This is a genomic window from Sulfolobus sp. E5-1-F, from assembly GCF_009601705.1.
Classification (GTDB): domain Archaea; phylum Thermoproteota; class Thermoprotei_A; order Sulfolobales; family Sulfolobaceae; genus Saccharolobus.
Genome location: NZ_CP045687.1, coordinates 1,783,393 through 1,801,920 on the forward strand (window position 1 = coordinate 1,783,393; position 18,528 = coordinate 1,801,920).

At 33.3% G+C, this 18,528-nt stretch carries 18 protein-coding genes; 6 read left to right on the forward strand and 12 right to left on the reverse strand.

Annotated features, from left to right (window positions below):
• Positions 1 to 36 precede the first annotated feature (36 nt).
• The 4 genes from tatC to GFS03_RS09160 all read right to left on the reverse strand — a co-directional run bounded on the left by tatC (position 37) and on the right by GFS03_RS09160 (position 2,238).
• Positions 37 to 909: a twin-arginine translocase subunit TatC gene (gene tatC, locus GFS03_RS09145; RefSeq protein ID WP_153423669.1), complete on the reverse strand. Its 873-nt coding sequence runs from the start codon at positions 907 to 909 to the stop codon at positions 37 to 39.
• Positions 893 to 1,210 carry a twin-arginine translocase TatA/TatE family subunit gene (locus GFS03_RS09150; protein ID WP_153423671.1) on the reverse strand — a complete coding sequence of 106 codons (318 nt, stop codon included), beginning with the start codon at positions 1,208 to 1,210 and terminating at the stop codon, positions 893 to 895. The genes tatC and GFS03_RS09150 overlap by 17 nt, the downstream gene beginning before the upstream one ends.
• A 37-nt stretch (positions 1,211 to 1,247) precedes the next feature.
• On the reverse strand, positions 1,248 to 1,529 hold the full coding sequence (locus GFS03_RS09155; RefSeq protein WP_162000410.1) for a twin-arginine translocase TatA/TatE family subunit: 282 nt from the start codon (positions 1,527 to 1,529) through the stop codon (positions 1,248 to 1,250).
• Between the two features lie 76 nt (positions 1,530 to 1,605).
• Positions 1,606 to 2,238, reverse strand: a complete 633-nt coding sequence (locus GFS03_RS09160) for an HAD family hydrolase (RefSeq protein WP_153423675.1) — start codon at positions 2,236 to 2,238, stop codon at positions 1,606 to 1,608.
• Positions 2,239 to 2,314: 76 nt separating this feature from the next.
• Between GFS03_RS09160 and GFS03_RS09165 the strand changes: the two genes are divergently transcribed.
• Positions 2,315 to 3,736, forward strand: coding sequence for a tRNA uridine(34) 5-carboxymethylaminomethyl modification radical SAM/GNAT enzyme Elp3 (locus tag GFS03_RS09165; protein WP_153423677.1), 1,422 nt, complete (start codon positions 2,315 to 2,317; stop codon positions 3,734 to 3,736).
• On the opposite strand, the gene GFS03_RS09170 is transcribed toward GFS03_RS09165, so the two are convergent.
• Together GFS03_RS09170 and GFS03_RS09175 are read right to left on the reverse strand one after the other, a co-directional pair.
• Positions 3,720 to 4,268, reverse strand: coding sequence for a class I SAM-dependent methyltransferase (locus GFS03_RS09170; RefSeq protein ID WP_153423679.1), 549 nt, complete (start codon positions 4,266 to 4,268; stop codon positions 3,720 to 3,722). The two genes, GFS03_RS09165 and GFS03_RS09170, sit on opposite strands and share 17 nt — an antisense overlap.
• A gap of 32 nt (positions 4,269 to 4,300) precedes the next feature.
• Positions 4,301 to 5,401, reverse strand: a complete 1,101-nt coding sequence (locus GFS03_RS09175; protein ID WP_153423681.1) for a metallopeptidase TldD-related protein — start codon at positions 5,399 to 5,401, stop codon at positions 4,301 to 4,303.
• Between the two features lie 175 nt (positions 5,402 to 5,576).
• Between GFS03_RS09175 and GFS03_RS09180 the strand changes: the two genes are divergently transcribed.
• On the forward strand, positions 5,577 to 7,202 hold the full coding sequence (locus tag GFS03_RS09180; protein WP_153423683.1) for a B12-binding domain-containing radical SAM protein: 1,626 nt from the start codon (positions 5,577 to 5,579) through the stop codon (positions 7,200 to 7,202).
• On the opposite strand, the gene GFS03_RS09185 is transcribed toward GFS03_RS09180, so the two are convergent.
• Positions 7,199 to 8,647, reverse strand: a complete 1,449-nt coding sequence (locus GFS03_RS09185) for a DUF790 family protein (RefSeq protein ID WP_153423685.1) — start codon at positions 8,645 to 8,647, stop codon at positions 7,199 to 7,201. The two genes, GFS03_RS09180 and GFS03_RS09185, sit on opposite strands and share 4 nt — an antisense overlap.
• Positions 8,634 to 9,968 (reverse strand): DEAD/DEAH box helicase family protein, encoded by a 1,335-nt coding sequence (locus GFS03_RS09190; protein ID WP_153423687.1) that lies wholly within the window; start codon positions 9,966 to 9,968, stop codon positions 8,634 to 8,636. The genes GFS03_RS09185 and GFS03_RS09190 overlap by 14 nt, the downstream gene beginning before the upstream one ends.
• Positions 9,969 to 10,047: 79 nt before the next feature.
• On the opposite strand from GFS03_RS09190, the gene GFS03_RS09195 reads away from it, so the two are divergent.
• A complete protein-coding gene (locus tag GFS03_RS09195; RefSeq protein WP_238699091.1) occupies positions 10,048 to 11,139 on the forward strand; it encodes an alcohol dehydrogenase catalytic domain-containing protein in 1,092 nt (363 codons plus the stop codon).
• Here GFS03_RS09195 and GFS03_RS09200 read toward each other — a convergent pair.
• Entirely contained in the window at positions 11,136 to 11,417 is a 282-nt protein-coding gene (locus tag GFS03_RS09200) for a TIGR00304 family membrane protein (protein WP_153423691.1), read from the reverse strand. The genes GFS03_RS09195 and GFS03_RS09200 overlap by 4 nt on opposite strands.
• A gap of 50 nt (positions 11,418 to 11,467) precedes the next feature.
• Between GFS03_RS09200 and GFS03_RS09205 the strand changes: the two genes are divergently transcribed.
• Together GFS03_RS09205 and GFS03_RS09210 are read left to right on the forward strand one after the other, a co-directional pair.
• Positions 11,468 to 12,373 carry a translation elongation factor gene (locus GFS03_RS09205; protein ID WP_153423693.1) on the forward strand — a complete coding sequence of 302 codons (906 nt, stop codon included), beginning with the start codon at positions 11,468 to 11,470 and terminating at the stop codon, positions 12,371 to 12,373.
• 15 nt (positions 12,374 to 12,388) lie between these two features.
• Complete coding sequence (locus GFS03_RS09210) at positions 12,389 to 12,652, forward strand: hypothetical protein (protein WP_153423695.1); 264 nt, start codon at positions 12,389 to 12,391, stop codon at positions 12,650 to 12,652.
• On the opposite strand, the gene GFS03_RS09215 is transcribed toward GFS03_RS09210, so the two are convergent.
• Both GFS03_RS09215 and GFS03_RS09220 read right to left on the reverse strand, forming a co-directional pair.
• Entirely contained in the window at positions 12,653 to 14,401 is a 1,749-nt protein-coding gene (locus GFS03_RS09215; protein WP_153423697.1) for an ATP-binding protein, read from the reverse strand.
• Positions 14,382 to 15,140, reverse strand: coding sequence for a DNA double-strand break repair nuclease NurA (locus GFS03_RS09220; RefSeq protein WP_153423698.1), 759 nt, complete (start codon positions 15,138 to 15,140; stop codon positions 14,382 to 14,384). The genes GFS03_RS09215 and GFS03_RS09220 overlap by 20 nt, the downstream gene beginning before the upstream one ends.
• On the opposite strand from GFS03_RS09220, the gene GFS03_RS09225 reads away from it, so the two are divergent.
• Entirely contained in the window at positions 15,100 to 16,020 is a 921-nt protein-coding gene (locus tag GFS03_RS09225; RefSeq protein ID WP_181443750.1) for a thiamine-phosphate synthase family protein, read from the forward strand. The genes GFS03_RS09220 and GFS03_RS09225 overlap by 41 nt on opposite strands.
• Here the strand turns inward: GFS03_RS09225 and GFS03_RS09230 are convergent.
• On the reverse strand, positions 15,992 to 18,502 hold the full coding sequence (locus tag GFS03_RS09230; protein ID WP_153423702.1) for an MMPL family transporter: 2,511 nt from the start codon (positions 18,500 to 18,502) through the stop codon (positions 15,992 to 15,994). The genes GFS03_RS09225 and GFS03_RS09230 overlap by 29 nt on opposite strands.
• Positions 18,503 to 18,528: the final 26 nt, after the last annotated feature.

Consider the following 18,528-nt stretch of genomic DNA (forward strand, 5'->3'; position numbering starts at 1 on the left):
CTAAATTAATGCTGGATAATTACTTCTTATAATAGTCTAAAGATTTCTGAGCTTTTCCTTCCTGCCCTTTTCTATGAATTTACTTATTAATGCACCTATAAAATATAAGGTAGACAAGGTTATTCCTATTACTGTTTCTATTATACCTCCCGTTGTCCCTGGTGAAATTATCCACGCAATAATAAATGAGACTAGAACTCCCCATCTCCAATTTCTAAGCCAAGTAGTTGATTTTACAACTCCAATACCCGTTAGACCACCCATTATAAGGGGAAGCTCAAAAGATAATCCAGTAGCAATTAGCAATGTCATTACTGTACTCACAAAGGACCTTAAGCCTAAAGTTGGTTCCACCGCAGAACCTAAAGCACTAGCATATAATAGTATTATCCTTAACATTAAGGGAATAAGAAGAAAGTAGGCAAAGGCGGAACCTAAGGCAAACAATAGGAAGGCAGGAAATATTATACTCTTGAACAGTTTCTTCTCATGTTCATATAGTCCCGGAGCTACAAATGCCCAAATTTCCCTTACAATGATAGGGATTGTAGTAAATATTGCTAAATATAGAGAAATATAAAAGGATGCGAAGAGTGGATCGAATAAATTTATGATTATTAATTTTACGCCTTTAGGTAACTCATCATATATGAAAAGTTGGGTTAATTGTACGGATATACTATCAAACAAAGATGGATAAAAAACGGGAACTTCCGCTAAAACGTATCTAAGACCAAAGAATGGGTAAGGTAAATAGATTTTAACTAGTTCTATCCCTAACATAAAATAGATTAGAAAAGTTATTGCTAAAGCGATTATAATTCTCCTTAATCTGTAAGCTAATTCTCTTAAATGTTCTATTAAAGGCCTTTCTTCAAACTCTGCAACCTCTCTAGTTCTTTCCGTCACTAGCTTTCAGCCTCTCTAATTCCTCTTGTAATCGTTTTATTTGAGCCTCTAATTCTTTGATTCTTTCTTGATTTGCAACCTTTACGTACTTGAAACTAGCCCCAGTCAACGGAGTATTATTAGTATCCTCTACACTATTTAATTCCCTCATTAACTCAGTCTTAAATTCGTTTTGCCTTTTCCTTATTTCACCTAAAAACCTCCCTATTGACTTAGCGGTATTTCCAGCATTTTTATCCCCAGCCATCAAAAGTATGAAGACAACTATAACTACTAAGAAATCACTTAGGTTGCTAATCATCTCCTATTCACCTAAAGAAAAAAGTATGTGTAGTATTTTATTGATTCTGCTTAGATTTCTTTAACTCCTCTAACTGTTTCTGTAATTCAGCTATTTGCTTTTCAAGATCTTGAACACTGGGTTGTTGTTGAACTAATGGTTGTTGAAAGTTTTGTGATTGCATTTGTTGTAACTCCATCTCAGCCTCAATCCTGCCCTTCTTGAACTCTCCAACCGCTCTCCCCATCGATCTAAATAGTTCTGGTATTTTAGAAGCTCCAAAGAATAATACAGCGATTACTACCAGTATTATGATCCAATCGTAAGGGTTTGTTAACATTCTCCCATCCTTATAAGAAATCTTATATTGTAAGATTAAAAACTTTGTTTTCATTCGAGTGAGAGGTTAAATACTGTTAAAAGAATTCAAACCAATCCGATATTTCGCACAATGAATCCAATATCTTTGCATCGTATTTCCTAACCTCTTCTTCATTTAGAGGAACACTGCTCCTTACTACCAGAATCTCCCTTATTCCAGCTGAATAATATGCCATAACATCGTAGATTGTATCCCCTATTCCTACGCTTTCATTAGGATCTACGTTTAATCTTTTAATTGCCTCTATCACCGGCATAGGATTAGGCTTCCCTAGTTTAACATCATCTCCTGCAACTAGGACATCTGGTTCCACTTTAATTACCTTTAGAACTTGAACAGCAGAGTTACGCATCGACGAAGTTACCACTGCAATAGGTATTTTCACATCTCTTAAACGATTTATCAAATCTATTACGCAGGGTTTAGGTTTTGCCAAAGTTTTTACCAATTCGTTATATATTTCGGTCTTTACAGAAGCTAATTTTTCTGCGTTGCTCTCTCCAATCAAAATCTTTGCTATATCTATCGTTTTCCTACCAAGCAAATGTCTAATATCTACTTTAACCTCATACCCCATTTTTCGTAAAGCTATTTCCCAAGCTAATTTGTGAACTTCATCGGTATTTGCTAAAGTACCATCTAGGTCAAATATTACTGCTTTTCTCATAAGTTATAACCTTACTGGAAATATTAAAGTTTTAACACAGTAAGTCCTAAATATGAATAAAGAGTAGTATAGTTTAATGCAAACAATAAGGAAACCAACTAGGATGCTTTCTGGCGTTACAATAGTATCGATAATGACTCATCCACATTCTTGTCCGCATGGGAAGTGTATATTCTGCCCCGGAGGAGTGGATATAGGTACCCCTCAAAGCTATTATGGTAGAGAACCAACTTTAATGAGAGCAATAGAAAACAATTATGACCCATTCTATCAAGTACAGTCAAGACTAAGACAATATGTCGAGAATGGACATACCCCAAGCAAAGTAGAGTTAATAATAATGGGTGGTACTTTTCTATCATTACCCATAGATTATCAAGATTGGTTTGTGACCTATGCCTTGGAAGCTATGAATAGATTTCCTAGTTCCGATAAGCCTCCTTTTGTGTATTTAGAAGATGCACAGTTAAAGAACGAAAAAGCAGAAATACGTTGCGTAGGGATGACAATTGAAACGAAACCCGATTGGGCTAAGGAGTGGCATGCAGACCAAATGCTGAGATTAGGTGCGACCAAAGTTGAATTAGGAGTACAAACTGTATATGATGACATTCTAAAGTTCACCAATAGAGGTCATACCGTAAAAGATTCCATAGAATCCACTAGAATACTAAAGGACTCAGGATTCAAAGTGGTCTATCACGTTATGCTTGGTCTTCCTAAATCAGACCCTGATAAAGACCTGGAGGCATTTAAGACAATATTATCTGATCCTAATTTTAGGCCGGATATGTTAAAAATATATCCTACCTTAGTAGTTGAAACTGCACCGTTAGTAAACTTATGGAAAAGAGGATTGTATAAGCCTTATGATACGGAGACTTTAGTTGAATTAATATCTGAAATGTACAGATACGTCCCTAAATGGGTTAGAGTGATGAGAATACAAAGAGATATTCCCGCTAACGTAATCTTAGACGGTAACAAAAAGGGAAATTTAAGAGAATTAGTAGAGAAAAAAGTCTTGGAAAAAGGAATTAAGATTAATGAAATCAGGTTTAGGGAAGTTGGGATGATGTGGCAACATAGAGGATTATTACCAGATGAGGCCAGAATTCATCTTTACAAGGAAGTTTACGAAGCCAGTGAAGGTACTGAAATTTTCCTATCTTTCGAGGATGATAAAGAAATTTTAATAGGTTATTTACGATTGAGAATACCATCAAATAAGGCTCATAGAAAAGAGATAGATGGAAAGACAGCCATAGTAAGGGAACTTCATGTATACGGGATAGAAGTACCGATAGGAAGCTGGGACGAATTGGGTTTCCAACATAAGGGATATGGAAGTAAGTTGTTAAGTGAAGCTGAAAGAATTGCGAGAGAGGAATTCGATATGCGGAAAATTTCGGTTCTATCTGGAATCGGTGCTCGAGAATATTATGCCAAAAGGGGCTATGTAAAAGAAGGTCCTTATATGTCTAAGCAGTTGATTTAATACCATAATAAAGGGAATTATTGGGCAATAAGCTACTTACTCTATATATCTTGTAGATCTTTGTAATGAAACCTTTGCTTTCCATTATTCGTTTCAATTCCCAAGGGTAATAAAGTCTATAAAAACGCCTGATCTCTTTGCCATTTATGATACTTCTCTTGATTATATATCTTCTTAAGAAGAAAAACTTCAGCTGTACTAACCATACAGTAACCAGTATTTCACCTTCATTTTTTAACACTCTATGAGCTTCCTCTAAGGCTTTAGATGGATCTCTTAAGTGATGAAGAGATGCTATATAAGTTAAAGAATCAAATGATGAATCTCTAAATGGTAAATATTCCATATCAGCTTGTACTAAATTTTGACATCCTTTTTTACGAGCTTGATTTAGTTGGTTTAGGGAAATATCTAAGCAAATAACTACTCTTCCCTTGAATTGATCACAATTTTGACCAGATCCACAGCCTACATCGATAATTTTATCTCCATTTATCAATTTGATATAAGGATTAGGCTTTCTTCTATACACTATATTATCGTATGCATTTATTATATCTTTCTTTAGTACAATATCGCTCTCACCTTCATTCTTATGTATGGAGCTACACCTCCATGTTCTTCATCTATAAATACTCCTCTATTTTCTTTAGTAATGGCATCAATTGTAACTAGTTCTTGAAGTGGAATTGCAATCTCCCTAAAGAATATTTGTCCTTGACCTATTTTAATTACACTTCTCGGAGTTATTCTAATACTATTACGTATTAATTCCGACTTCTTAACACCCATAGCAATGTACGCCCCTCTACTTTCATCAATTAGCTCATTAAGAGACCAGTCTCCATGCTTTACTTCTAAGGAGAAATAATCTGGTTTTGGTAAAATGCCTCGAGCATTTCCTGCTTCTCCATATTTCGAAGTAAGCGTTCCTAAATAATTTGTAATTATTCCGTCTCCAATAATCTCTTTCTTCTTCGTTTTTACTCCCTCATCATCAAAGACTGAAAAAGATGGGGAGAAAGAATTTAATGGATTATCATAAATTGTGATTTCACTTGATATTTTTTCATTTAATTTCAACTTAGGAGAATTACCATTTAAAAAATTTCTAAAAATGTAATGGAAAATTGATGCTACTATTTCAGAATCTAATATGAAGGTTAACCTACCACTCTCAGTCAAGACTTGTCTAGATGGAGAAGAAAGTTGAGCTTGAGTTGTCTTCAGATATTCTACAATAGATGGTATATCTTTAGGTTCGCCAGTATATGAGAAATTTAGATCGTTATACCTTACATAATTTACTACTTTTTCTTCACGACACTCTTTAACATCATGAATTAAGATAGACTTTGCAATCTTCTTGCTTACAACTTTTAGTTGATCAGTCTCATCTAATTTAATATTAGAAAAAAGCCCTAAATACTTTTCCTTATTTATCCATGTCTTCACTGATTCATGATAAAAGTCTTCACAAATTTCAAACTCCTTTATCTTTTGACTGCTTTCTAATAATTTGTTACCATCATAAACTACCCATCTACCATTAACTAAAGCTCGACTCAAAGTAAAAGATCTTCTATACTCAATGACAGTATAACCTTCATATGAGAATTCCGCCTCAATCACTTCTTCATGATATTTAACATCTTGACGTAGCATTCTAATATTATTTTATAAATTATATGCCTCCCTTTTTAACTTTCTCACATAGTAAGATTGTTTACATTTAATAGGCTAAAAGTAATTTGGTGTAATAGTTGCAGACAGTAGCATAATTCCATATACAATAAAAAAGTTTACGTTAATTAAATATTGCTCTTTTTCATGACCTATAATGAATACTTTTTATATTAGGAAAGTAAAATATATCATTATGGCATGGGACATCGTATTAACCGCGGATAAAGGATCTTTCACAGACTATGGGGGTTCCAGTGTATTGGGTTATGTAGCTTGTATGCCGTCAAGATTAGTACCTAAATTCTTTATGGACAGATTCTTCACACCGGATGTCCCAGTGGATTCTGAAGGGAGAGCAATAATAGCGCCATACGCTCTTAGAAAAGTAGAGAGTATTCTTGTTCATGCAGGATTCGATAGCGTTGCAGTAGTACCTCCACACAGGCTAGAGAAGGCAATAAACCAGAATACTAAAGTGATAGGATTAACAGTCCATGATCCCTTGGGCTTAAATCCAGTTAGCTTTAAGTTAAGTATGATATTTGGAGGCGGTCCTACATGGACCGCCAAATATTTTGACGAATTTAGCGAAAAAATCTCGAAGCTTAAGTCAAAGTATAATTTTAAAGTAATAGTAGGTGGGCCAGGAAGCTGGGAATTAACCAAAGAGAAAGTGGATTGGGCAGATGTTATATTTATAGGAGAAGCTGAAGTAGATTTACCACGAATTGTGAAATCCATACTTGATGGACAAGAAGTTCCTAAGATTGTCTATGGCAAGAATCCAAAAGTAAATGAAATACCACCAATAATAAATCCTGCAAGATTAGGGGAAGTTCAGATAACCAGAGGATGTCCAAGAGGATGCCAATTCTGTCCAATAACCCCTGAGACTTTTAGAACTATACCATTGGACGTTGTGAAGAAGGAGGTCGAAGTCAACATGCGAGCTGGGATAAAGAGAGTTGAGTTCATAACTGATGATGTTCTACTATACGGTTCACAGAAATTAAAGGTAAATCATGAAGCTATTACAAAGTTGTTCACCGAAACCATGAATATGGGAGTAGATGGAATATGGTTTCCACATATCTCTGCCCCAGCCGTTAGAAGTAGTCCGCAAACAGTAAAGGCTATGTCTGAGATAGCAAGATATGATGAGGATAGGGCTGCAGCTCCAGTAGTTGGACTTGAGAGTGGAAGTGAAAAGATACTTAGTAAGTACATGAGAGCCAAGCCTTTCCCTTGGACTCCACGAGAATGGAAGGATGTTATACTTGATGCAACTGCAATAATGAACGATAATTACATTTATCCTTGTTACACTATGACAATAGGTTATCCGGAAGAGACAAACGAAGATGTTGATCAATCAATTGATTTAGTTCAATCCATAATTGATCATAAACTTAAAGCTTGGATATTTCCGTTGCCTGTCATACCTATGGGGGTTTCTTATATTAGAAATAATCCATTTCCAATGTTAGAAAAAATGCCAACTAGATATTGGGATCTACTATACATATCGTGGAAATACGATTTACAGATAACGAGAGAAATGATACCAATTCTCACTGGTGGTATTAAGAACAAATTTGCTCAAAGGACTGTCCAATATATGATAGATAAAATATTCGATAGCATTGAATGGGTATTTAAACAACTAAAAGAGACACAAGGAAAATACGCATATACTTTCGCAAATATTAATCTTAATAACACGATGGGAGTGATAAAAGCGATCTACTGGCTATTCAGGCTAGCCTTTAAACCTCTTTAATTTTTTTCCACTGTTGCATCCGAAATATTCTTCCAAACAATTTTATAACCTAAATAATCTATAACATCAACTATGTAATTTCCGTATTTTTTTACTAATGAAGAAAGTTGTGTATTTGAGAAATCTTCCTTTTTTAACTCTTCTATAAATGATTTCTTTATAGCGTAATTTTTTAGTACTATATAGTCTGATCTTTGCATCAACTTGCTTCTAATTACCTTTTCATCCACATTATACCTGGTTGATAATTCCTTAATCAAGATAATATCATCATTGATACCGCTCAAGTCGACATCCTCATTGATATTTGCTTGAAAGTTTCTTAAAGCTGAATATAGTTTAACTATATCAACTTTTTTCTTAAATTTTATTACATTTAAAGTATCCGGTATATAGTTTTCATATGAAAGCTCTTCATTCAAGAGAACTAAAATAGGATATTTGAAGTTTCTAAGTTTCTCTAGCTTAGAATTTACATATTCTTTAGTCCAAAATCCCATTATCTCTACGTATACCTTAATATTGCCTTTACTGAGTACAAAATCCGGAAAATAGAGTCTTTTTTCTATCACTATAGGTTCAGGTTCCCTTACTATACTCCAATCCCTTATGACCCTTCTAAACTCCTCGTAGAACTTTTCCTCAATTGAACTATCAAATCTTTTCTCTATCTCTTGATCATTAATATACTTAAAAAGTTTAGAATAACTACTGGAGAGTTCTAGCCTATAAGTTCTTCTTTTATTTTTGCCTAAAACTATATCAGCTATAATGGTCCACTTATTCTTAGAGACTAAAAACGGTACTAGCGCAGCCAAATTTCTCCCATATTTTTCTGTCATCTTTACTAAGGATAATGGGCCAAAAATCTCTATTCTAAGTGGATTTTCATATGCTAAATACATTAATCCTAACATTTTTATTCTTCTAGCGATTTCTCTCCAGCCTTCACTAACTGAAACTGTGACCTTATACGCATTGAAAATAATGGTTTGTAAAAGGGAAAGATTGTAGATCTTTAATAGATCTTCAGGAGAAAATTTAGGGAGTTCTACTATTTTCTTTTCAACGTCAAGATCCTCATACATTACCTTTATGGGATCAACATGAAAAATGCTACTGACCTCTTTTAATATTTTCTCCTTAGTATTTTCCTCTAATGCTGGACCCCTACTAAATAATTGCCTACGCAATTCTATATAATCAATCTTAGTCTCACTCTCAACTGTACAATATCTTAGATAAATTTTACCTAATCCCTTTACTAATTTATAATCATATATCTTAGATAAATATTTTAAATCTTCTAACACATCACCTACTTTTGCTCCTATTTTAAACATATTAATGACTTCCTTTGCTACATCTATGTCAGAGTCTGTAGCAAATAGCGGAATTATCCTTTGATTTTCTATCTTAAACCTAGCCAGATCAGAGGTTAGCATTTTGCCTTCGCCTTTTACTTAAATTATAATCACTAGTACCTTTAGTTATTATTTCTATCAGTCTAGCTTTTTTATTTTCTTTCTTCCTTAAGATTCTACCCAACCTCTGTATGAATTGCCTAGACGTTCCATAACCTCCTAAAACTATGGCAACAGAAGCATCTGGAACGTCAATACCTTCATCAAGAACACTAGAAGTTACTATTACATTGTATTTTCCAGATCTAAATTTCTCAAGAATCTCTATTCTTTCTTGCTTATTAGTCTTATATGTAATTGCAGGAATTAAGAATAGTCTTGATATTTCGTATGCCATCGACGTATTTCTAGTGAATATTATAATTTTCTCTCCATTTAGCTCCGTGAGTAAGTCTTTTAGCTTCTCTAACTTTGCTTTCGAATTTACAGCGATTTTAAGAGCTTCATGCCATGCTAATAACGCCTCTCTAGCTTCCTTATCCTTAGCTGCTAGCTTAATTAATTTGTTGAAATCATTCAACGATTTTAACTCAAGATTGCGTTGAGATAGAAATTTCTTTAGGATTCCTCTATAGTGCCTATATAATTTTTCTTCATCTTCAGTGAGATTTACATATATACGTTGGATTTCAAAATTTGAAAGATATTTCCCGACTAAGTTAGACACTGTGATCCTATACACTATAGGCCCTACTAGTGAGGGATATAATTTATGCCTTCCGTCACTTCTTTCCGGCGTAGCAGTCAAACCTAATCTGTATGGTGCTGCTAAACCTTGAGCTATTATGGAATATCCCTCTGAAGGTAGATGATGAACTTCATCAAAAATTACTAATCCAAACTTGTTTCCTATTTTCTCTAGCTGGGTATACGCTGAATCATATGTAATTACAGTTATTCCTTTAAGTTCATCATATCCTCCTCCTATCCTTCCTGCCTCAACTCCAAGTAACTCTTTTATATTTTCATACCATTGCTGTAATAAATCGATTGTAGGTACTACTATTAATGTTGCGAGCCTAACCAGAGCTATGGCCTTTAATCCTATTACAGTTTTTCCACCTCCAGTGGGAATCACTATTATGCCAAGCTTACTCTTTAGCCATGTGTTCAAAGCCTCTCGCTGATATTCCCTTAATCTTATTCGATCTAAAATCAAAGGAAAAGGTAATAATTCTAGAACGTTATCCTCTACTTCAACATGAGATCTCTTGAAGTAAGAAAGGACTTCTCGATACTTATTCGCTTGCCCTATATAACACTTAAACTCATCATTCCAAGTTAAACCGGGAGCTGAAAAATCAGACAGTAATAAACCTTTAAAATATCGTAATCGTACCACGATATAATGAATAGTTTGAGCAGTTATAAAGGGAGATGTTCAGAAATGTTTAAATATGCTTATACTATATCTTATATTAATGAAAGGTGCAATATTGTATAAATATAATGAACCATTAATTATTGAAGATAATATTCAAATAGATAAACCTAAGGCTGGTGAAATCAAAATTAGAATTGAAGCAACTGGCCTATGTCATTCAGATGTAAACGTATTTGAGGGAAAAACCCCGGTCCCTCCACCAGTTATTGCAGGACATGAAATATCTGGTATTGTGGAGGAGGTAGGAGATAACGTCACGGAGTTTAAACCTGGCGATAGAGTTATATCAGCATTTATCCATCCTTGTGGTAAATGTAAAAATTGTATCATGGGAAATGAGAATTTATGCGAAGTTTTTGCAAAAAACCGACTAAACGGAACATTACTAGATGGTACTACTAGATTACACTTTAGGGATGGTACTCCAATAAGGGCATTTTTAGGAGGAGGATTTGCAGAATATGTAATAGTACCTCATACTGCGCTCACTAAAGTTCCAGAAGATTTAGATTTGAAAAAGGTTGCAGTATTGGGTTGTGCGGGCTTAACTGCTTATGGTGCTGTAAATTCAGCTAGAATAGAACCTGGTGAAACAGTTGCTGTAATTGGAGTTGGCGGTGTTGGATTGTCTGTAATACAGATGTTAAAGATCGCTGGTGCAGGCAGAATAATAGCAATTGGGACTAGAAAATGGAAATTAGAAAAAGCGTTAGAACTAGGGGCTAGTGATGTAGTTAACTCTAAGGAGACTGATGTTATTAGAGCAGTCAAGAATATAACCGGTGGGGGACCTGATGTTGTAATAGAGATAGCAGGGACTACCGAAACAGTGAAAATGTCTTTAGATATGGTTAGAATAGGAGGAAAGGTAGTACTAGTAGGATTACCTCCAACTACTGCTGAAATTCCAATTAGAATAGCAAGTATAGTTAGAGGAGGTATTAAAATTATAGGAGACTATGGTGGGAGGCCCAGAGTGGATATGCCTAGACTTATTGAGCTTGTAAGATTGGGAAAATATGACCCTAATGCATTAGTTACAGGGAAATTTAGATTAGAAGAAATTAACGAGGCAGTAAAATTATTAGAGCAAGGAGAGGCAATAAGAAGTTTAATAATTCCTAATTAAAATGGAGCTCTGGCAGTTTTTCTTCCAATTATAAACATTATTAAATAAATAATTAACATTATTATGGTAAATACAACACCAACTATAATTAGGTTACTTAAGACTGATGGTGGGACATTGCCAAATGCTATTGGAATTGGCCCTAATAACACTAATCCTGCGAATTGCGGAGAAGATGAAGTAGTTGTCTGTGGAGTTTGAACTTGTGATACCACACCTAGGAAGAGTAGAATGAAACCAAGAAATATTAATGTGAGACCAGCCGCAATTAACTTCATATGTTAATCTTTTGTTATAAGCTTTATAAACTTTATATTAAGGTGAGCGTATGTATTATGGGAGTGTAATTACAGTCTTATCGTCAGATAAGAATAAAGTGACTGAGATTGCTGAAAAATTAGGTAAACTTCATGAAACCGCCAATACTAAAATATATTATCGAAAAAAAGGTGAATATATCAGATCAATCCTATTAACTACAGAGTATCCAGAAAAAATTATAGATCTAGCTGAAGCATTATCGCTTTCGTCCACTGCGATATTATATATACCAGAAACTTTAACGTGGATGGATGGAGAACTAGCACTTCTAATTGATTCTCTAAATACACATAATAAAATAGTAATATCTAACCTAGATAGAGGTAAAATAAATAATATTTTAAGTTCTTTAAGCTCCTTTATTAAATTCGAACTATACAATGATATTTCCGACTTAAGCGAGACGAAAGAGGAGGACAAGGGAATAGTTTATGTAGATAGAGTATTTACAGTCAAAGGTGTTGGAACTGTAGTTACTGGATTCTCATTTACAAATGTTGAAACTCATGATAAATTGGTAGCGTTACCTTATAATAAGGAGGTTGAAATAAAGAGTATTCAAGTTTTAGATGAGGATCAAAAAAGTGTTTCGACTGGAATTAGGGTAGGGTTTGCTCTGAAAAACGTAAAAGAAGAGGAAATAGAAGATTTAATGTATTTGGTTAAGCCAAATGTTAAGGTTACAAAAGAAATAGAAGGACAAATAACTAATTACAAATGGTCCACTATAAATCAAGGGCAAAATCACATAATAGTTAAGGGTCATGCAATAAGTGTTAATATAAAAATCGATAATCAAAAAGCTAAGATTATTTCATCTGTTCCAATACCTATCGTTGAAAATAGGATACCCATCTTAAACGTTAACGTAAGACAAGGAAAACCAAGAGTATCTGGGTATATTAATTTATAAGTTAATTACTATAATATGGAAAACGCAATTTTAGCTGCATATAAGAAGGCGAAGGAACTAAATAATGATGGTGAAGTTCACCTTTTTAAAGATGAAAACGGTGCATACTATCTAGTCATAGTTAGAACGGCTAATTGCAAAGAAAAGTCTAAACTAATAGATGCAATCTACGATGAGGTATACAAATATACTAACGAGACTAACCTTATAATTCTAATTATGTCTAAGAGTGCTTACAAGGCCTTTGCTGATCAAAATTTAGAAGAAATAGAAGTATAGTCATAACTTACTTATTTTATCTTTTAATAAATCTAGATTATTTTCCGCTGCAAAGAATACTGGGACATCATGAGGGAGAGCCGATTTGAAGCTTACTAATAACCATTGTCCTGGTTCCAGTTCTAGAGTCTTATCTAAGAGCATATCGCTTATCCCAAAAGTTTCGGCCAATAACTGTCTATCGTAAGGCCTAGGAAGCGTACTTATGAAGTAAGAGTGTAGTTGTTGTAGTGCGTTAGTGTTTAGATAAGCTAATCTTTGAGTACTTATGAGAGAGTGTAAATGATACTTTCTTCCATGTCTAAGTAATTTCTCTATGGCAGTGCTTGAAGCTTCACTTTTATCTTTTTGTTTGGTATCGTAAGGTATAAACTCTTGAGCTTCATCGATTACGAATAGTACTTTAGGATTGTCAGAATACATTCTCTTTCTCCTATTGTAGATTTGATTAATTACAGTCGCAACTACTTGCCTTCCCTCCTCTAGGTTAGGGAGTTCTAAAATGAATAATCTAGGTGAGTCCTTGGAAGAGTCTAAAATTTCTATTGCTAAATTTTCTATATCATAATCTTCAGTTTCTCTAATACCAAGTGAGATGTATGCTCTTATACCAGATATAAATGTAAACAGTGACGAATTCTCCTTTAAATGTGCATCTTTCCCTAAATTTTCTATTTCATCCAGTAGCTTGTTAATAGAGTCATCTATGATATCATCTACTGTTAGTTTTCTTTCTCTCATGAAATTATCTAACTTACTTAGAAAAGTGTAAAATAGTGGTTTCTGGGATATAGCAGTATATTTATCTTCTATTTGCTTTTTGACTAGATCTATTAAATCAGCATAAGTTAAGTAGGAAAAACCTTCAGGTGGAACATATAACTGTTTCATTTTTTCATTTTGATGTAAAATTTCTGCACCTTTTTTTATCTTATCTCTAATATCTATAATATCATCAGGGATCACGTGACTTCTTAAAAATTTTCTACTCGCATCAACTGGATTGGGAGGAACTCTATCTAAGCTTACGACTCTAGATGGAACTTCAAGCAACTTATCTAAGAGAAGTATTGCATACTCCATTGATACATCAAATATTACAACTTTAGTGTCGGGTATGTTATCTAATACTTTTCTCGCTATTAAGGACGCTAAATTTGATTTACCAGAACCCGTAAAGGCGAAAATTCCTAGGTGGTACTTTATTGCTTTTTCTAGATTTATTTCTAGAGAAAGTTCTTCATGTAGAATGTTTCCTAAACTTATATTACTATTTGCACAGACAAATGATGCATATGCCTTTTTATTCAAAATCTTAACAGAGGAACCCAATAAAGGTGGGAAATATCCTTTTTTGAATTGAATATTATTCGAATTCACTTCAAGAATATATCCTAAGGGATAAGTTATTGAATCTATCCATATTTCTTTCTCATCTTTCGAATACCAACTTTCACTAACTTTTTTCATGATTTCATTTCTAATCTCCTTAGGTATTGTAGAGTCCAGATTTATCATACCATAGTGCATTGGAATAATATCCGCAACTTCTAAAATCAGATAGCTATTTTCCTTTATTGTATTTACAGCAAGCAATTTTCCTATACCTAATTTATCCTTTAGCGAGAAGGGAAATTCTACTATATAATTTCTAAAAGATATTGTACCCCTGCCATCAGATGTTTGTCTAGTTATTATTTTGGCTTCTCTTAGTTTTCCCTCTTCTTCTTCAAAAATACTTTCCATCATTTCTTAATCTCTCAATCCAACTTCTAAATTCTCTGTATCTAATATTACTTTGCAGACTGTTGAGAGTTAATAACTTGCTTAATTTATTTCTGTAATATTTCACTAACTTATCTGCTAAAAATAATGGATAATTATACCCTAAGCTTTCTGGTATTGATTCCTTAGCTAGATTATATATTAGGTAAAGCAATTCTTCTTGATTTTCTACAAAAACTTGAGACTCTATGTAGAATACCCACGAGAATGGGAACAGTTTAAAATATCCATAAATCATATCACCATGTTTTTCAGTAATTATTAGCCAAGGAGGATTTTCTATTTTATTCAGAGTTTCCCTTTTTACTATATCAAAATCCTTTACAATTCCGATGGAATTTTTAGGAACAGAAATACCTAAAGATTTGTCGAATGATAGTTTCCTATCGAAAAATATTAAATCAACTTCATTTTCTTTCATACTGGAGTATTCTAGTTCTCTCATCCTCTTTTCTGCTTCACAAATACATAGCTCGTCATTAACTGAAATATCCTCTATAGTAAATTTGAAATCCTTAAATATTCTACCTTTGACTATGCCTATTACTATATATGCTCCCTTATTTCCTTCCAAAATAATGTCAGAGAAGGTTCCATCAATTGCAGCAAACGTTAACTCTCTATTCAGAAAGTAATTTTTGTCTGATCTCAATCTTACTATTGTGCTAAAATCACCACTATCAATGTTTGATGACATATTCATACCATCAATTAGAGTATTAGAGGCTAAAAGACTTAGGGAACTACATATGAGCCAAACAAGGATTGCTAATCTTTTAGGAGTAAGCCAACCAGCAGTAAAACAATACTTAGATGAAGACGAAAATTCGTATATTAAAAGATTACAGAATTTGGGACTAACACATGAGGAAATAGAAGATTTTCTGGATAAACTTACACAATTACTGATGAATGGTGATTCTAAACAAGTAATGCAATATATCAGTATGTTTTTCCTTTCCAATCTAGGTAGGCTAAAATTCTGTAAATATCACAAAATGGTTGATAGTGAAATTCCAGTTGATTGTGATATTTGTAAGAGTCTATACAAAGAGAATGAAGAAGAAATGATGGAACTTGCACTATCACTGCTTCAAAACGAGTCTGTAGCGGAATTAATCCCAGAAGTTTTGAGCAATTTAGCCTTTGCAAAAGCTAACGCTAAGAAGGAAGAAGATGTACTTGCAATTCCAGGGAGAATAACTAAAATTAGAAACTTACCAACACCCGCCTCTAAACCGATGTGGGGAGGAAGTAAACATTTAGCAAAGGTACTATTATCAGTGATGAAAAATCATCCCACTGTGAGATCGGTTATGAATATCAAGTATAATGAGAAAGTGGAAATGGTATTGAAGGAAATTGGTTATAAATTTAAGAAAGTAGGTCCTCAGAACGATATAGGTAATGATAGAATAGCTGAAACAATAGCCACAGTATTTGATGAAGGTACAGATGCGGTAATACATTTAGGCGGTACTGGTATTGAGGCCAACACTTACGTTTTTGGCAAAGATCCGTTAGAAGTTGTAAGGAAGATCATAAATATTGCAGTTAGGTATAAAGAAATTTCCTCGCCTTAAATGGCCAGAAATTGTATTTTTTCAAAATTGAGATAATTGCAGGTACTAATATAGGTCTAACTACAAAAGTGTCAAACAGAATTGAGACTCCTACACCTAGACCTATTTCTTGTAAAAATCTCATATTGGCTACCATTAAGGAGAAAAAAGCTCCAGCTAAAATCAAACCACAAGTAGTTACTACTAATCCAGTATTTTCTACCGATCTTATTACAGCGTTATTTATATCATCTTCATTTTTCATCTCGTCAAATAATCTTATAATTATGAACATATCATAGTCTATACCCAAACTGAAAAGAAGCGCGAAAATTACAAGCGGAGATAGCCAGTAAGGTGAGGTATAAACTAGTGTCACTGTAAATACTCCTAAAAACGAGCTTAAAGCAATAGTTAATGACAATCTTAAAGGAAGTAAAATAGAGCCGAGAATTATGAAAAGGTAAATTACGATTAAAGCTATAGTAAGTGGCAAGGTATAGCTAAAATATACATTAACAGTGTTGTTAACAATATCTATCCTTTGTGCATTGTCTCCTCCAACTAGGAATCCTTTACTTATAAGCCAATCTGTTAAATTTATAGCACCATCACTAAATACTGGATACTTTAGGTAAACTATCAACAAAGTGTAATTCCCTTGATGAAAGTGATCATACAAGTTAGTATTATTGGCAATAATCTGAGTACCAAAGGACATCGGGCCGTAAACTAAGTTACCTTGATCTATAAGGCTTTTAGATAAATTATAAATAAGAGTATAGTTAGCCCTAGGGTTTCCATACAATATTACATAGTCTATACTATAATTGTAAAGTTGATTAAGAATCTTAGTACCTGCAAGTGAATTAGCATAGGGCGGTAATATTTCATCAATATTAACATTAGTGTGTATCGTAGGAAAATAAAAGATAAAGATAACAATAGAAACTAACATTAGAATAACTAATAACTTATTGTGCCTTACTGCAAAGCTCGAAAGCTTATATAAGTATCTTTGCCTTATATCTGCAACACTCGGTAATTTTTTTCTAGGAAAACTAATATATCTTTGAGGAATTAGAAGCAATAACGTGTACGTAAAGAAAACTGCTGGTATTAACGCTGAAATAGAAGATGTTACTAGCGCTATTCCTATGTTTTGAAGCAATGGAGAAGGAGAAAGTATAAAGCTGGAGAATCCAATGGTGATACTAATACCACTTAATAGTATACCTTTTATTGAATTTTTAAGTGCATATAAGAGTGGGTCTGAGTTATTTTTACTAATTTCCTCAAAATATCTATATATGAATAATATACCATAATCGATGTTAAGACCAAATACTATTGGAGGTGCCACTAAACCTGAAATATAATATATCTTATAACCAAGAAGTGTTTCCACGTACATGAGACTATAAGCTAACAAAAGACTAGTTCCAGCACTAGATACTAAAATCAAAATTGGAATGATTGATCTAACTAACAGTATTAGTAATATCATTACAAGAATAATTGTAGTTATATCTATAATTTCAACGTTACTTTGAGTATAATATGCCGATTGAGCATAGTACGCCAGATGACCTACGACATAAGCGTTCTTGAGACTTTCAATAAATTGATTAATATTTGTTAGGCTCTCATTGCTAGGGACATTTATAATGAAAAACCATAAGGTACCCTTATGAAAGGACGAATTAAATACTGTTGTCATATTATAAATTATATTACTCTCACTAAAAGATGTTTTATTTTCAGTTTTAAGTATCCTCTCGATTAAACTAGTGTAATTACTAAACTGTATCAAAAACTTTAATGCCAAAGTATAGTTAGTATAATTATTAAATCCGAAATAGAAAAGAAATGGGTCTTTAAAAGTTAAGTACCCAGCATACCTAGCTTTATCTAGTAAACTTCCATTAATTTTGTTAAAATTTTCCTTATAAGTAGGGCATATGTTACTAGTGAAATTATGAAGTGGGAGTCCGAACGTAATATTTAACTGATATTCGAAGTACTGAAAATTTGAAAGTAAGTAAAGTTTCAAACGAGTAAGATTCTCATATATCTGACTTATTGTAGATGACAGATTCTTCTCATTTAAGCCAAGATAGCTGATGTATTCTGCCTTAAGCATGTTAATGTAATCGTTTGGAGTTATCACTGTAGCGTTTTTAAGAAGATATAAATTAGAATAAATTTCTTGTAAAGCTTGATCATAAGATGACGAATTGATAATAACATATAAATTGTCAACGTTTCCAATTTGGAAGTAATTGGTAACGATTTTATCAGCCCTTACACTTTGTATACTGTTCGATAAAAATGGGGAATCCGAATACGTAAATAGACCAGGAGTTTTGACTGCAAAGTGCAATAGTATTATAATCAATAGTAACCATAATACCAACGAGACAAGCCCATTTTTCACATTAATCCTAGACCTTATATAGAGTAAAAAGTACTGTGGAAATACCAATTTTACATTGGTAATCATTTTTTAGATTAAGCATTAACTAGAAA